This window comes from Halorubrum rutilum, assembly GCF_024494565.1.
Genome location: NZ_JANHDN010000004.1, coordinates 303,139 through 317,279, shown reverse-complemented (window position 1 = coordinate 317,279; position 14,141 = coordinate 303,139). Strand labels below are relative to the sequence as shown.

The 14,141-nt window shown below is 70.1% G+C and carries 15 protein-coding genes; 5 read left to right on the top strand and 10 right to left on the bottom strand.

Features of this window, described 5'->3' with window-relative positions; genetic code table 11:
- Nucleotides 1–31 precede the first annotated feature (31 nt).
- Nucleotides 32–973: an ABC transporter substrate-binding protein gene (locus NO900_RS10705; RefSeq protein ID WP_256409212.1), complete on the top strand. Its 942-nt coding sequence runs from the start codon at nucleotides 32–34 to the stop codon at nucleotides 971–973.
- 197 nt (nucleotides 974–1,170) lie between these two features.
- Here NO900_RS10705 and NO900_RS10700 read toward each other — a convergent pair whose 3' ends face one another.
- From NO900_RS10700 to NO900_RS10690, 3 genes are all read right to left on the bottom strand, one after another.
- The gene (locus NO900_RS10700; RefSeq protein ID WP_256409211.1) at nucleotides 1,171–1,992 is read right to left on the bottom strand and encodes an HFX_2341 family transcriptional regulator domain-containing protein; all 822 of its coding nucleotides are present in this window, start codon (nucleotides 1,990–1,992) and stop codon (nucleotides 1,171–1,173) included.
- 1,039 nt (nucleotides 1,993–3,031) lie between these two features.
- Nucleotides 3,032–3,949, bottom strand: a complete 918-nt coding sequence (locus NO900_RS10695; protein ID WP_256409210.1) for a DMT family transporter — start codon at nucleotides 3,947–3,949, stop codon at nucleotides 3,032–3,034.
- 208 nt (nucleotides 3,950–4,157) lie between these two features.
- Nucleotides 4,158–4,616, bottom strand: a complete 459-nt coding sequence (locus NO900_RS10690) for a hypothetical protein (protein WP_256409209.1) — start codon at nucleotides 4,614–4,616, stop codon at nucleotides 4,158–4,160.
- 60 nt (nucleotides 4,617–4,676) lie between these two features.
- Between NO900_RS10690 and NO900_RS10685 the strand changes: the two genes are divergently transcribed.
- A complete protein-coding gene (locus tag NO900_RS10685; RefSeq protein WP_256409208.1) occupies nucleotides 4,677–5,828 on the top strand; it encodes an ABC transporter ATP-binding protein in 1,152 nt (383 codons plus the stop codon).
- The gene (locus NO900_RS10680; RefSeq protein ID WP_256409207.1) at nucleotides 5,825–6,658 is read left to right on the top strand and encodes an ABC transporter permease; all 834 of its coding nucleotides are present in this window, start codon (nucleotides 5,825–5,827) and stop codon (nucleotides 6,656–6,658) included. The genes NO900_RS10685 and NO900_RS10680 overlap by 4 nt, the downstream gene beginning before the upstream one ends.
- A gap of 34 nt (nucleotides 6,659–6,692) precedes the next feature.
- On the opposite strand, the gene NO900_RS10675 is transcribed toward NO900_RS10680, so the two are convergent.
- The gene (locus NO900_RS10675; RefSeq protein ID WP_256409206.1) at nucleotides 6,693–7,142 is read right to left on the bottom strand and encodes an acyl-CoA thioesterase; all 450 of its coding nucleotides are present in this window, start codon (nucleotides 7,140–7,142) and stop codon (nucleotides 6,693–6,695) included.
- 121 nt (nucleotides 7,143–7,263) lie between these two features.
- Between NO900_RS10675 and NO900_RS10670 the strand changes: the two genes are divergently transcribed.
- A complete protein-coding gene (locus NO900_RS10670; RefSeq protein WP_256409205.1) occupies nucleotides 7,264–7,887 on the top strand; it encodes a uracil-DNA glycosylase in 624 nt (207 codons plus the stop codon).
- A 3-nt stretch (nucleotides 7,888–7,890) separates the two neighbouring features.
- On the opposite strand, the gene NO900_RS10665 is transcribed toward NO900_RS10670, so the two are convergent.
- The 3 genes from NO900_RS10665 to phnD form a co-directional block, all read right to left on the bottom strand.
- Nucleotides 7,891–8,901 carry a PhnE/PtxC family ABC transporter permease gene (locus tag NO900_RS10665; RefSeq protein ID WP_256409204.1) on the bottom strand — a complete coding sequence of 337 codons (1,011 nt, stop codon included), beginning with the start codon at nucleotides 8,899–8,901 and terminating at the stop codon, nucleotides 7,891–7,893.
- Complete coding sequence (phnC, locus tag NO900_RS10660) at nucleotides 8,898–9,710, bottom strand: phosphonate ABC transporter ATP-binding protein (RefSeq protein ID WP_256409203.1); 813 nt, start codon at nucleotides 9,708–9,710, stop codon at nucleotides 8,898–8,900. The genes NO900_RS10665 and phnC overlap by 4 nt, the downstream gene beginning before the upstream one ends.
- A 67-nt stretch (nucleotides 9,711–9,777) precedes the next feature.
- Nucleotides 9,778–10,848, bottom strand: a complete 1,071-nt coding sequence (gene phnD / locus NO900_RS10655; RefSeq protein ID WP_256409202.1) for a phosphate/phosphite/phosphonate ABC transporter substrate-binding protein — start codon at nucleotides 10,846–10,848, stop codon at nucleotides 9,778–9,780.
- A gap of 129 nt (nucleotides 10,849–10,977) precedes the next feature.
- Between phnD and hisH the strand changes: the two genes are divergently transcribed.
- Complete coding sequence (hisH, locus tag NO900_RS10650; RefSeq protein WP_256409201.1) at nucleotides 10,978–11,631, top strand: imidazole glycerol phosphate synthase subunit HisH; 654 nt, start codon at nucleotides 10,978–10,980, stop codon at nucleotides 11,629–11,631.
- 63 nt (nucleotides 11,632–11,694) lie between these two features.
- Here the strand turns inward: hisH and NO900_RS10645 are convergent, their stop codons facing one another.
- The 3 genes from NO900_RS10645 to NO900_RS10635 form a co-directional block, all read right to left on the bottom strand.
- The gene (locus tag NO900_RS10645; protein ID WP_256409200.1) at nucleotides 11,695–13,200 is read right to left on the bottom strand and encodes a glycerate kinase type-2 family protein; all 1,506 of its coding nucleotides are present in this window, start codon (nucleotides 13,198–13,200) and stop codon (nucleotides 11,695–11,697) included.
- Nucleotides 13,201–13,266: 66 nt separating this feature from the next.
- Nucleotides 13,267–13,899 (bottom strand): endonuclease dU, encoded by a 633-nt coding sequence (locus tag NO900_RS10640; RefSeq protein WP_256409199.1) that lies wholly within the window; start codon nucleotides 13,897–13,899, stop codon nucleotides 13,267–13,269.
- A gap of 4 nt (nucleotides 13,900–13,903) precedes the next feature.
- Nucleotides 13,904–14,086 (bottom strand): DUF5786 family protein, encoded by a 183-nt coding sequence (locus NO900_RS10635; protein ID WP_256409198.1) that lies wholly within the window; start codon nucleotides 14,084–14,086, stop codon nucleotides 13,904–13,906.
- Between the last annotated feature and the right edge of the window lie 55 nt (nucleotides 14,087–14,141).

Below are 14,141 nucleotides of genomic sequence, written 5' to 3'. Positions count from 1 at the left end.
GCTTTTCGCCCTCGCTCGCTGACGGTCCCCCATGCGCGTCGCCTCGCTCCTGCCATCCGCCACCGAGACGCTGTTCGCGCTCGGCGTCGAGCCGGTCGGCGTCTCGCACAGCTGCGACCACCCGCCCGCGGCCCGCGAGCTGCCGACGCTGACGAGCACGGTCGTCGCCCACGAGGGGCGCTCCGCCGCCGACATCGACGCGCAGATGCGCGCGGTCGACGGCGCGGTCTACGACCTCGACGCCGACCGGCTCGCCGAACTGGCGCCCGACCTCCTCGTCACGCAGGCGACCTGCGACGTCTGCGCGGTCGACGCGAGCGAGGTCCGCGCGGCCGCCACCGCGCTCGACCCCGAACCCGACGTGCTCGCCCTAGACCCGCACTCCTTCTCTGACGCGCTCGACGACGCGGTGCGGATCGGCGAGGCGGTCGGCGAGGAGGCGGCCGCGAGCGAGCTCCGGGCCGCCCTCCGCGAGCGCGTCGACGCGGTCCGCGAACGCGCGGAGCGCGCGGTCGCCGACGAGGGGCGCCCCCGGGCCGCCGTCTTGGACTGGACCGATCCGCCGATCCGGGCGGGACACTGGGTCCGCGACATGGTCGAGGTCGCCGGCGGCGACCCCTCGTTCCAGCCCGACGGCCCCTCCGAACCGGTCGCGTGGGCGGACGTGCGCGAGTTCGATCCCGAGGCGCTCGTCGTCGCCCCCTGCGGGTTCGACCGCGACCGCGCCGCCGACGCGATCGGCGACCTCGCGGCGCGGCCGGGCTGGCGCGACCTCGCCGCGGTCGCCGGCGACCGAACCTATGCGGTCGACGGGAACGCCCTGTTCAACCGCCCGAGCCACCGGCTGGTCGACTCGCTGGCGGCGCTGTTCGCGTGTCTCCACCCCGAGCACGCGGCGACGCCGCCCGCCGCGCACGATCGGGTCGCGCACGTGGACGCGACGACGCCTTCGGTGCGCGCCGACGGCGGATGACCCCGACCGCGGGCTGCCGATTCTAACCCGTTGAAACACTCGGAACCCGACGGGAGCTGGTGTCGAATACAGGGGGTGAGCGCTGAAGCGTGACCGCCGAATCCATCCGCCGTACGAGCCTGTACCGTTCGAGCCGATCACATCACGTACCGAACTGGTGACCGATACGCGCGCTCAACGACCCATTGCGAGGCGATTCATTGCCTCTCGTTTTTCTCTATCATATATTTGAAACCACGAAGCGTATTCTCACCGTTGGAAGTGATGTACGCGACCTTTCGTCGTCCTTGCTGGTCGAGGCTGACGGAACCGTCCTCCACGAGCGGGTCGAGAATCGCGGAATCGAGCTTCCGATATTTCCCCTTGAGATCACCGCCTTGATAATCAGCGATAAACGGCAGGTCTTGGCCCTCAGCGTATTCGATGAGCCGCTTCTTCGATACCGGGCCCTCCTCCGCGATGTACGCGAGCATCTGTACCTGCTCGGGGGTGGGTGCATCGATGGGATAGGTCGGTAGGTTCGAGATGTTGGTGACGTTCCGAGCGACCGGTTCCTGTCGGTGGTCACCGTACGTGTCCGCACTCACGTAGTACGGGATAGCCGCCTCCGTGACCATGCAGGCGATCATCCCGGCGATGGCGGTGACTTTCCCGCCAGTGGCCAGGTTGACGTATATATCGTCGCGGTCATGCTTCTGAATCAGCCCGGCGATCGTGCCAAGCGCGTCGTAGAGGTCGAATATATCGGCAGTTACTTCGGTCACTCGGACGGCAGACTCGTCGAAGGCCTCGAAGATATCATCGTAGTACTCGGGGTAGTCCTCGGGATCGTCTCCGTTGTGTTTCACCAGGACTACCGCGTCCGCTCCCATCCGTATGGGGGGAACGACGACTCGATCGCGTTCGTAGCCTAACGGGATGACGTGGACACGGTTGCGCACGTCCATGTCCATCTCGATACCGGCTGACGCCATCGAGTCAGCGGGCCCGGAAGCCCCTCCAGTGCCGTCGTTGGTCATATCGATGCCTAAGCGCTATTCATTCATGATAGTTGTCTTATTGACGCACTACTAATGACGATGAGAACGTTGTCACGTTGTCAGCATAATATACAAAAACACGAGCGACTTCGATAAGACTGGGCACTCCCTGACGCCCGTAATGGGCGGTACGGTCCCCGTGCTCGGCCCTCCATCAAGCGATTGTGTCGGTTCTTGATCCGATTCCCCTTCTCGATCTCGGGCTGATTAGCCACCACAGCGGCACTCTGTCGAGGATCACACAGCTCCGTTCACCCCTGCGGAGGGGCTGGTTCGACGATACGGCTCGGGACTGTTGACAACGGATTGGGGAGCTCAGAGGATACTCACAGCAGGACTAGTCAACCGATGTAGGATCTCGTCCAATCGCGGGCATCGGTTCAGCGTGACCGATACAGAGGGGTGTATTCAGCACGGCAGTCGTATTCATTCCGGAGGTAGTGAACTGAACTAACCGATGGAACGCGCCTGCGTATTAACCGCCGAGGGTTCCGCCAGCACAGAGGGATATTCCGATAGTCGCTCGGTGTTTACCGCGCGTAGCTTATCAGTTGAGTACCGGGGTATTTTACGATTAGCCGACATATTGACGTTATGAAACCTTCTCAGCGACTCACTGAGGCGATCAAGCAGACCAACCTCGCCATTAAAGATGTAGACCATCCCGATACCCGACAAACGCTTGAGCAGGGTGTCGACTCGCTCGAAGAAGGGTTGGACTCGCTCAACACGGATCCCGAAACCTAATCTGACCGTTTCCTGATTACATCCGTTGTACTGAGCGGTCCGTGAGTCCCCCGTACGAGCGATCGGTCTCTCCCGAAGATCGGCTTCGGTTCGCACCGCATTCGCGCCCTGCATCTATCACGCCGGACGATTGAAAGCCGGGAGATCCCTCGCGGACGATTTTGCGCTCCGTATTCCGCGCGAATCGAAGAGGCGTCGCCGTTGGGGGTTCAACGAAGCCAACCGAGCAGCGGACGACCGCCGCGAGGACGGCGGACGCTGGTCGAGCCAGTTAGTCGCCGGTCGCTGGTGCGGCTTCGTCGATGAGCGCGTCGCGAATGGCGTCGCGTTTGACGAGCGCGAAGCCGACGGCGATGACGAGGAAGCCGACGACGGTGGTCGCTGCGAGGCGTTCGTCGAGGAAGAGCCACCCGGTTATGGCGGCGAACACGGGGGCGACGTACCCGAAGAGGTTGACCTCGACGGGACCGAGGCGGTCGAGGAGCGTGTAGTAGAGGAGGTAGCCCACGACGCCGGCGGCGAACACGAGGAACCCGAACGCGATGAGCACGTCCGGGGTGAGTGCGACGGTCTGGGGTTCGCCGCGGGCGAGGCTGGCGGCGTGGAGGACGGTGCCGCCGACGAGCATCATCCAGCCCTGGCGGGCGGCGACGCCGAGCGCGGGGGTCTCGCGGCGGAGGGCGACGGCGGCGAGCGCGAACGCGACCGCGCTCGCGGTCATGAGTGCGACGCCGAGCGGGTCGGGCGGCTGTATGTCGGTGGGACCGGGTACGACGAGGACGCCGGTACCGACGAGGCCGAGGAGGATACCGAGGACGCGCGTGGGCGTCGGGCGGGCGGTGTCGAGGGCGACGACGGCGAACGCGACGCTCCAGATGGGAACGGTAGCGAGGACCACCGCGCCGACGGCCCCGGAGACCATGGTCTGGCCGACGAAGAGGAGGCCGTTGTGGACGGCGATCATGCCGACACCACCGATCAGGATCGTCGCGGCGTCGGCGCCGGTGGGGCGGACCTGCTGGCTGCGGGCGAGTGCGTACCCGAGGACGACGACGCCGATGGCGTCGAACCGGAGTGCGGCCATCAGCAGCGGCTCGACGCCCGCTTTCGCGGCGCGTATCGCGGGATAGGAGGCGCCCCAGAGGGCGGCGAGCGCGAGGAACCCGAGGGCGTTCTCGTAGCGCTTCACGTGCCGACGCAGGCGACCACGCAGAATAGCTCTTGCGTGGTGAGAACGCCCGACACGATCCGGGTCGTCACGGTACCCGCTACTGCTTCGCTTCCGGGAGTAGTCCGACAAGTCTCTTCCGGCAGATTCGCGCGCGCTATTCAGCGTCGCCTCTCCAAACCATCAGTCACAGTAACCTTCGATAGCGCCGGCGACCGCGACCGGCCGGTCAGCCCTCCGCCCGGTCGCGGAGCGCCGAGAGCGTCCCCGCGGCGCGGAGGTCGTCGACCGCGCAGTACCACGCGCCGCGCACGCCGTTCCGGTCGTTCTCGACCGGCGAGTCGAGGGGCACGAGCCCGTCGAACTCGAAGACGACGACGACCCGCTCCTCCGAGAACGGGTCGATCAGCGCCGCCCAGTCGCCCTCGTCCATCGGCCCGGGCTCGCCGCGGGTCTGCTCGACCCGGTCGACGACGCGGGCGTAGTGGGTGACCGCCGACACCGGCGCGGTCCGGTAGAAGGCCATGTAGTCGAAGTCGGCGCGGGTGCGGTCGTACGACCGCGGCGCCGGGTAGTACCCCTCTCGACAGCGCTCGAAGGTGTCCGACTGCGTCGCGACGACGCAGACCCGCGCGTCGCCGGGCGCGTCGTCGGCCGGGGCGTCCGCGGCGAATCGATCGAGATCCATCGCGCCCGGAGGTAGCCCCCGAACGCGGATATATCCCCGTTCGGCACGTATCGACCGGTAATGGCACGCGGCGCGGCGAGCGAGCGCGACGGCTCTCTGTCCGACGGCGTCCGCCCCGGCGAGGAGCCGGCGGACGCCGCTCCGCCGGCGCTCGCGATCGAGGGGCTCTCGAAGCGGTTCGGCGACGGCGCGGCATCCGTGCTCGCGGTCGACGACGTCGGCCTGACCGTCGAGCGCGGCTCGATCGTCGGGCTGCTCGGTCCCAACGGCGCCGGCAAGACGACGCTGATCAAGTGCACGCTCGGGATCGTCCTCCCCGACTCGGGGTCGGTCCGGGTGTTCGGCGCGGACGTGACCGACGGGCGGCGGGCGGCGTACGCGAACGTCGACGCGATGCTGGAGGGCGCGCGCAACGACTACTGGCGGCTCACCGTCCGCGAGAACCTGCGGTACTTCGCGACGATCGCCGGCGTCGACCCGGACTCGGTGCGGGGGCGACACGACCGCCTGCTCGACCGGCTCGAACTGACCGCGAAGGCCGACACGCCGGTTCGGGAGCTCTCGCGCGGGATGAAACAGAAGGTGTCGCTGGCGAGCGTGCTCGCGGGCGGCGCCGAGCTCGTCTTCCTCGACGAGCCGACGCTCGGCCTCGACGTCGAGAGCTCCCGGACGCTCCGCCGGGAGCTCCGCCGGCTCGCCCGCGAGGAGGGGCTCACAATCGTCCTCAGCAGCCACGACATGGACGTCGTCGAGGACGTCTGCGACCGCGTGGTGATGATGGCGAACGGGCGGATCGTCGCCGACGACACCGTCGCGGCGCTCCGCTCCGGAGCCGGCGACGTCGTCCGCGTCGTCAGCGCCGACGTCGACGACGCGGTCGTCGCGACCCTCCGGGAGCGGTTCGACGTGCGGGGGGTCGAGACGGACCTCGGCGCGGTCGAGCGCGACGGGGACCGGCGCGACGGAGGAGACCGACGCGGCCCGACCGCCGTCGAGGTCGCCGCCGGGGGCGACGCCCTGTACGACCTCATGGACGCGCTCCGCGCGGCGGGCGTCACCGTGGAGGGGATCGAGACCGTTCGCCCCGAGCTTGAGGACGTGTTCGTCGACCTCACCGGCGTGGAACCGGGCGAGGGGGGCTCGGACGAGGGGGGTTCGGGCGAGGGCGACCTCTCGGACGCGGCCGCCGACTCGCGGGGGCGGTCGCCGTGAGCGGCGGCGACACCGGCGCCGCGCCCGCCGCCGTCGACGCCGACGGGGAGCCCCGCCCGGCCACCTACGTCCACCTCGCGAAGGCCGTCCTCTACCGCGAGTACCTGATATTCGTCCGGTACCCGGCGAACGCGGTCGGCGGGATCGTCGTCGCGCTGTTCTTCTTCGGCGTCCTCTTCTACGGCGGGCGGCTCCTGGCCGGGCGGGCGCTGACGGACTCGCTGTCGGGGATCGTCGTCGGCTACTTCCTGTGGACGCTCTCCGTCGGCGCCTACTCGTCGGTGTCGAACGACATCGGCAGCGAGGTGCAGTGGGGGACTCTGGAGCGCCACATCACCACGCCGTTCGGCTTCGCGCCGGTGGCGCTCCTGAAGGGGGTCGCGAAGGTGGTTCGGACGTTCCTCACGAGCGCGGTCGTGCTCGCCGCTATGCTGCTGCTCACCGGGGCTCGGCTCAGCCTCGACCCGCTCACGGTGATCCCCGTCGCGGGGCTCGCGGTCACCTCGGTGCTCGGGCTCGGCTTCGCCGCCGGCGGCGTGACCGTGCTGTACAAGCGGATCGGCAACTGGCTGAACCTCCTGCAGTTCGGCTTCGTCGCGCTGGTCTCGGCGCCCGTCTTCGACGCGCCGTGGACCCGCGTCCTCCCCCTGGCCCACGGGAGCGCGATGCTCCAGCGCGCGATGGTCGACGGGGTCCGGCTGTGGGAGTTCGCCCCCGCCGACCTCGCGCTCCTCGTCGGCGTCGCGGTCGCCTACCTCCTCGGCGGCTACGTCGTCTTTCACTACGCGACGCGGCGGGCGCGGCGCCTCGGCGTGCTCGGGGACTACTGAGGCGGACCGGCCCGCGGGCCCGCTCTCCCCGTCCTCACCGGTCCTCGTCCGGTTCGCCCGCCAGCGCCTCCTCCCGGAGCTCCCGACACCGCTCGCCGGCGACCTCCAGCTCCGGCACGGGCGTCGGGTTCCCGTCGGCGTCGACGGCGACGAACACGAAGTACGACTCCGTCGTCGGCTCGCGCTCGCCGGTCCGCGGCGACTCGCGGAACGCGCGGATCCGCGTTCGGAGGCTCGTCCGCCCGACCGCGTACACGTACGACTCGACGATACAGGTGTCGCCCTGCGGCACCGGACGCTTGAAGTCGAGCCCGTTGATCTTGGCCGTGACGCAGGTCTCGCCGGCGGCGCGCATCGCCGACATCGCGCCGATCTCGTCCATCCACTTGACGACGTTCCCCCCATGGGCCGACTCGTAGTTGTTGGTGTGGGTCGGCTGGACCCGCTGGCGGTTCTCGATGTACGTCTCGCTGACCGTCGGCATGGCCGATCCAGGCGCCCGCCGGTGAAAGGGGCGTCGTCGAAGGCGAGTCGGACGCCGACCGGACGGGCGCCGGCGACGCGGGGCGGACGGACTTATGTCGCCCGCGTCCGGATCGGAACGCATGACAGAGCACGGGGACGCGCTCGACGCGGACCTCCGGGTGCCGTCCTGCGAGCGCTGCCCGGCGCTGGTCGAGTCGCGGAGTCGGATCGTCGACGGCGTCGGCCCGACGGACGCCGACCTCCTGTTCGTCGGCGAGGGGCCGGGCGCGACCGAGGACGAGCGGGGCGAGCCCTTCGTCGGGCGGTCGGGGGACGTGTTGGACGAGGCGTTACGGGACGCCGGCCTCGCGCGGGCGGACGTCCGGATCACGAACTGCGTGCGCTGCCGGCCGCCCGACAACCGCGACCCGACGGCCGAGGAGCTGGCGAACTGCCGCGGTCACCTCGAAGGCGAGATCGGCCGGCTCGACCCGGAGCTGATCGTGACGCTCGGGAAGGTGCCGAGCGAGCACCTGCTCGACCGCTCGGTGGCGATCACGTCTGAGTCCGGCGGCGTCGTCGACGCCCGCATCGCGGGCGCGTCGCGCCGCGTGCTCCTCTCAGTCCACCCGGCCGCGACGCTGTACGACCGGAGCCAGCGGGACGGCTTCTTCGAGTCGATCGCGCGGGCGGGCGAGCTGAGCGGCGTCGGCGAGCGAGACGAGGACGGCGGCGACGGCCAGTCCCGGCTCGGCGAGTACTGACCGTCAGTCCCGGTCGCGGCGGTCGCCGACGCCGAGCCACTTCCGCGGGTCGAACAGGCCGCGGATCGCTTCGAGCAGCCCCTTCCCCTCGTGTTCGCCGGGCCGGAGCCGGGCGCGGATGCGCGAGGAGATCAGCTCGATGCCGAGCACGACGATGAACACCATCACGAGGCCGGCGGCGGTCTGTTGGAACTCGAACAGGTCCTGGCTGTTCCGGATCATCAGCCCGAGGCCGCCGGCGCCGACGACGCCGAGCGAGATGGCGATCCGGGTGTTGATCTCCAGGATGTACAGCGTCCACGCGATGAACGACCGCGACACCTGACTGAGCATCCCGAAGCTCACGGTCTGGGTGCCGGAGGCGCCGGTCGACCGGATCGCCTCGATCGGCCCCTCCTCGATCTCTTCGAGGTCGTCGGTGAACAGGCGGCCGAGGTTCCCGATGCTGTCGGTCGCGATCGCGAGCACCGCGGTGACCTGGCCCGGCGGCCCGATGGGGATGTACAGGAAGATCCAGACGATCGCGGGGATGGCGCGGATGCCGCTGAGGGTGCCCCGAAAGACGAAGTTGAAGGGGAACGGGGTGACGCGCTCGCTGCCGAGCACGCCGAGAACGAGCGCGAACGGGAAGGCGAACACGGTGCCCATGAAGCCTAAGAGGAGCGTCACGAGGCTCGCCTTCACCAGCGACTGCCGCGACGACTGGAGGCTCTCGACGATATGGGCCCCGCCGTCGCCGAAGCTCGCGGGGATCGCCCGTAGTCCGGTGATCCCCTGGTCCTTGGTGTAGATCGTGAAGTTCTGGAAGTCGGGCGGGAAGAAGCCGGTCCTGATGAACTCGTACATCCCCGGCAGCCGCCCGGCGACGACGTTCGGCTGGAAGCCGATGAAGCCGAGCCCCCAGTAGGTGACGCCGAGGACCGCCGCGAGCAACACGCCCCACAGGACGTACTTGAGCCGGCGGAGCCGTTCGAGCGCCCGGAACTGGTCCGCGATCGCGGAGTCGGAGCTCACGCCCGACCCCCTCCGTCGGCGGCGGCGTCGGCGTCGCTCCCGTCGAACTCGTCGCCCGCCGCCCCGGTCGGGACCGCCTTGCCGCCCTGCGCCTCGCCGTAGTAGATCCGGTCCATCTCGTCCATCGTGAGGTCGTCGGCGTCGCCGTCGAAGATCACCTCGCCGTCGCGGATGCCGAGGAACCGGTCCCCGAACTCCCGCGCGATGTTCACCTGATGGAGGCTGGTGACCGTCGTGAGGTCCTGGTCGGTCGCGGCCTTCTTCAGGTAGCGCATCACGTCGCGGGCGGCCTTCGGGTCGAGGCTGGCGACCGGCTCGTCGGCGAGGACGACCTCCGGCTCCTGGACCAGCGCGCGGGCGATCCCGACCCGCTGTTTCTGCCCGCCGCTCATCGACTCGGCGCGCTGGCCGGCCTCGTCGAGGAGGCCGACCGTCTGGAGGGCTTCGAGGGCGGTCATCTTGTCCGCGTCGTCGTGCATCCCGAGGGCGCTCCGAAGGAGCCCGTTCCGCGAGAGCGCCCCGGACAGGGCGTTCCCGAACGCGGTCTTGCTCTCGATGAGGTAGTGTTCCTGGAACACCATCCCGACCTCGCTGCGGTTGCCGCTGAGCTCCTCGCCGCCGACCCGGACGGTCCCCTCGGTCGGTTGCGTGAGCCCGTTCAACACCCGGAGCATCGTCGACTTCCCGGCGCCGGAGGGCCCGAGCAGGATGACGAACTCCCCCTCGGAGATGGTGAAGGACACGTCGTCGAGGGCGACGGTGTCCTCGTCGTAGATCTTGGTGACGTTTTCGAATTCGATCGTTGGCATGGAGTGTGGCTTTGTGCGAGAACGGACCGATCGTGTGAAAAGCGATCCGAAACGGGGGTGGGGGGATCTACTGCTCGAAGATGTCGGTCCCGACGCCGAGCTCGTCGGCGACGTCGATGACGGACTGGTAGTCCTCCTGGTTCGCCTCGCGGACGCGGCTGAACCAGAGGTCGTCTCCGGTGCCGTCCTCGCCGTCGGCGCCGTAGTAGATGCTGTCCGGACCCTCCAGGAACGCCTCCTGGATGGCCGTCTGGACATCGTCGCTGAGCTCCGGGGAGACGACGATGGGCGCGCGCGGGAGCCCCTCGTCCTCGTGGAGCGTGGTCGCGACCTCCTGCCACTCCTCGGGCGCGGGGCCGGTCTTCGTGTCGCGGACGAACCCGCCCATCGCGGCGGCGTCCACCTGTCCCTGTTCGAGGAGGGTGTACGAGCCGACGTGGCCGCCGGCGAAGCGGGCGTCGAACTCGGCCTGCGACCCGTTGCCCTCGGGGAGCTCGCCGACGTCGAGGTCGCCCTCGCTCGACATGCTGTACAGCGGGTACAGCGCGCCGCTGGTCGAGAGGCGGTCGGAGAACGCGACCGTCTTACCGGAGAGGTCGGACAGCTCCTCGATGTCGCTGTCGTTCGGCGTCGCGATGATGCTCTTGTACGTCCAGCCGCCGTAGCCGTACCGCTGGAGGATGATCTCCGCGTTGTCGGTCTTCACGCCGAGCGCGGCCGCGAACGGCCCGGTCTCGGCGATGTCCAGCGTTCCCTGGCCGAGCGACTGGATGATGGCGCTGTAGTTGCTTCCGATGGTCCCCTCAACGCTGAGGTCGCTGGGGACATCGTAGTTCTCCCGGAGGTAGCTCCCGATGTGATCTTCGAGCGGGGAGTACTGCACGTTGAGGTCCTCCTGCGGGACCGACGGGGAGATGCCGAAGTCGACCGTGCCGTCGCCGCCGAAGGTCATCTCGGGCTCGCTCTCCGAGTCGCCGCCGTCGGAGCCGTCTGACCCGTCGGAGCTTCCGGAGCCGTCTGACCCGTCGGAGCTTCCGGAGCCGTCTGACCCGTCGCCGCCACCGCCGCCGCTACATCCCGCGAGTCCAACGATGCTTCCCGCACCCGCGATCTTGAGGAACTTGCGTCGTTTCGCCATGAGGAGTACGTCTGTGAATCCGACTAAGCTCTCAAAAGTTTTGCTGTTTAAATATACAGACAGATATGTACTGATATGTAAGGCGGGACGGATGGAAACTGACTTCCACGCAGGTGATCAAGCGGCGGCATGGACGACTCAGCAACGGACCGGGAGGTGTCCGTCGCGCTCGTGGACTACGGGCTCGGCAACCTCCGGTCGGCGACCCGCGGGCTGGAGCGCGCGGGCGCGTCCGTCGAGATCACCGACGACCCCGAGGCGTTCGCCGCCGCCGACGGGGTCGTCCTCCCGGGCGTCGGCGCGTTCCGCGAGGGGATGGAGAACGCCGGCCCGCTGCGCGAGGCGCTGACCGCCCACGCCGAGGCGGGTCGCCCCCTGTTCGGGATCTGCCTCGGGATGCAGATGCTCCTCACCTCCAGCGAGGAGGCCGACCACGAGGGGGAAGGCGAGGTGACGGGCCTGGACCTGATCCCCGGCACCAACGTCCGGTTCGACGTCGACCGCAAGGTCCCGCACATGGGGTGGAACGAGCTCGACATCGAGCGCGACCACCCGATCATCGACGGCGTGGAGGGCGAGCACGCCTACTTCGTCCACTCGTACTACGCCGCCCCCGACGACCCGGACGCGGTCGTCGCCACCGCCGACTACGGCGTCGATTTCCCGGCGGTCGTCGCCAACGAGGCGGGCAACGTGTTCGGCACGCAGTTCCACCCCGAGAAGAGCGGCGAGACGGGGCTCAAGATCCTGCGGAACTTCGTCGAGTACTGCGCCGACCGGTAGGCGCCGGCGGTCCCGACTTACCCGTCGTGAGCGGCCCGATTCACTCCTCGGTACCGCCCCGATTCACTCCCCGTCCGCGGCCTCGACCACGACGGCGCGCAGGTCGTTGACGTTCGTGCCGGTCGGACCGGTGCGGAGCAGCGCGTCGGCCTCGTCGAGCAGCGGATACGCGTCGTGGCGGTCGAGGGCGTCGCGGGCGGCGTCCGGGTCCAGCGTCGTCGCGTCCGCGATCCCCCCCGCGGCGTCGGTCGGGCCGTCGATCCCGTCGGTGTCGGCGGCGGCGACGACGATCCGGGGGTCGGCCTCTCCCCCGTCGCCCGCCGCCCCCTCGCGCTCGCCGAGCGGTCCCTCCGCCAGCGCGAGGCCGGCGCTCGCCGCGAACTCCGCGTTCGGCCCGCCGGTCCCGTCGGCGCCGCCGAGCGTCACGGTCGTCTCGCCGCCCGAGAGCAGTACGGCGGGCGGCTCGACGGGCGACCCCCGCACCGCACACTCCTCCGCGATCGCCGCGTGGGCGGTCCCGGCCGCCCGGGCCTCTCCCCGGACCCCGGCGGCGAGGGTCAGCGGCTCGTACCCGCGCTCGGCGGCGGCGTCCGCGGCGGCGTCGAGCGCGGTCCGGCCGTTACCGACGACGAACGCCCGCGTCCGGTCGAACGCCGGATCGCCCGCGGTCGGCGTCTCCGCGAGGTCGCCCGCCGCGCCCGCACTGAGCCGCTCGCGCACCGAGTCGGGGACGTCGAGGTCGTAGCGGTCCAGCACCGCCAGCGCCTCCCCGTAGGTGGAGGGGTCGGGGACGGTCGGCCCGCTCGCGATCACGTCGAGCGGGTCCCCGATCACGTCGCTGACGGCGAGCGTGGCGACGGTCGCGGGCGCCGCCGCCCGCGCGAGCCGCCCGCCCTTGACCGCCGAGCAGTGCTTGCGGACCGCGTTGATCTCGTCGATCGACGCGCCGCAGGCGAGCAGCGCCTCGGTCAGATCGCGGAGATCGTCGGGGGATATCGGGTCGGCGGGCGCCGCGAGCAGCGCGCTCCCGCCCCCGGTGACCGCGACGATCACGAGGTCGTCCGCGCCGGCGCGCTCGGCCAGATCGAGGGCGCGTCGCGCGCTCTCCACGCCCGCGTCGCTCGGCACCGGGTGGTCTCCGGGGAGAATCTCGACCCCAGGCGTCGACGGTCCCGTCTCCGGGTCCTCGGTGACGACGACGCCCTCGGCGATCCCGTAGTCGCCGTCTTCGAACACGCCGGCGAGCGCGGCGGCGACCTCCGCGGACGCCTTGCCCGCGCCGATCAGAAGCACGCGGTCGTAATCGTCGAGGTCGTACTCGCCGACCCCGTCGGCGCTCCCGACTCCCCTCCCCGTCTCTGCTCCCTCTATCCGGAGGATCCCGTCGCGCACCGACGCGGCGCCCGGGATCAGTCGGTCCGGGCGCGCGGCTGCGATCCCGGCCGCGAGACAGTCCAGGGCGACGCCGTGGGCCGGCGTTCGGACGAGGCGCTCGCGGTCGCGGAACGTCACGTCGGGGGCGGGGTCGCCCCGGTCGGGGCCGTCGGCCGTCGGGTCGCCGTCGTTCATGCCGAGGCCGTCGGGCGGGGGCGACATATATCCGGCGCGGCGGACGCGGTCGCGCGGGACCCGCCGTCACCCCCCCGCGACCGCCTCGCGGTGCGCGCTCGCCGCGAGCGCGGCGAGCCGGAGCGGCTCGGGCCGCCGGAACCCCTCCCGGACCGAGTCGCGGACGGCGGCGGCCGCGCGGCCGTCGTCGATCCCGACCGCGCGGACGAAGAGGGGGTCGGCGCCGCCGTTCTCGGTGTCGGCGTCGTCGACGTAGCCGCCCCCGGCGTCGTCGGCCCCGCCGGCGTCCGGCCCGTCGCGCTCGACCCGGACGCGCGGCGGGAGCGACCGGTAGACGCCGAGCCGGCGCTCCAGCGCGTCGCCGTCGAACGCCTCGCGGAGCGCGGGTTCGAGCCCGGGGCTCGGCTCGTAGCTCACGGCGTAGACGGGTCGGTCGAGGGCCTCGTGCAGTCGGCGGAGGTCGAGGACGTTGAACCACGCCGGGGCGACGCCGGCGCAGGCGACGTGTCGCACGTCCTCGCGGTCGAGCGCGTCGAAGAGCGCGATCGCGGCGTCGGTCGCGTCGGTGCCGCCGACCGCGCAGCGCTCGAAGGCGAGCCCGTCGAGGGTCCCGTCGGCCCTGACGACGGCGCCGGCTAGGCGGCTGGTTCGGTCGCCGTCGGAGAATGCGATTCCGAGCGTCCGGCTCGGCGTTGTCACCCGATCAGGTCTCCTCGGACTTGATCTCCTGGAGCCGGTCGAGGAGCTCGTCGTTCGAGGCGCCGGGCTCGTAGTCGACCTCGCCCTCGTGTACCTCTTCGGCCGCTCGGACTCCGTCCTCGTCGTCGAAATCCGCGTCCAGGTCCTGATTCTCCTGTTCGGATTCGTCGTAGCTTCCGAAGCCCATCTGTGTGTACGACTAACAGAGCGCGACTGATAAATCCCCTGCCGGAACGCCCTCC

Bases quoted from the DNA above. Each gene is read 5' to 3' on its own strand.
- NO900_RS10690 (WP_256409209.1), bottom strand. From the start codon at position 4,616: ATGGATCTCGATCGATTCGCCGCGGACGCCCCGGCCGACGACGCGCCC.
- hisH (WP_256409201.1), top strand. From the start codon at position 10,978: ATGGACGACTCAGCAACGGACCGGGAGGTGTCCGTCGCGCTCGTGGAC.
- NO900_RS10675 (WP_256409206.1), bottom strand. From the start codon at position 7,142: ATGCCGACGGTCAGCGAGACGTACATCGAGAACCGCCAGCGGGTCCAG.
- phnD (WP_256409202.1), bottom strand. From the start codon at position 10,848: ATGGCGAAACGACGCAAGTTCCTCAAGATCGCGGGTGCGGGAAGCATC.
- NO900_RS10685 (WP_256409208.1), top strand. From the start codon at position 4,677: ATGGCACGCGGCGCGGCGAGCGAGCGCGACGGCTCTCTGTCCGACGGC.
- NO900_RS10700 (WP_256409211.1), bottom strand. From the start codon at position 1,992: ATGACCAACGACGGCACTGGAGGGGCTTCCGGGCCCGCTGACTCGATG.
- NO900_RS10645 (WP_256409200.1), bottom strand. From the start codon at position 13,200: ATGAACGACGGCGACCCGACGGCCGACGGCCCCGACCGGGGCGACCCC.
- NO900_RS10705 (WP_256409212.1), top strand. From the start codon at position 32: ATGCGCGTCGCCTCGCTCCTGCCATCCGCCACCGAGACGCTGTTCGCG.
- NO900_RS10670 (WP_256409205.1), top strand. From the start codon at position 7,264: ATGACAGAGCACGGGGACGCGCTCGACGCGGACCTCCGGGTGCCGTCC.
- phnC (WP_256409203.1), bottom strand. From the start codon at position 9,710: ATGCCAACGATCGAATTCGAAAACGTCACCAAGATCTACGACGAGGAC.
- NO900_RS10635 (WP_256409198.1), bottom strand. From the start codon at position 14,086: ATGGGCTTCGGAAGCTACGACGAATCCGAACAGGAGAATCAGGACCTG.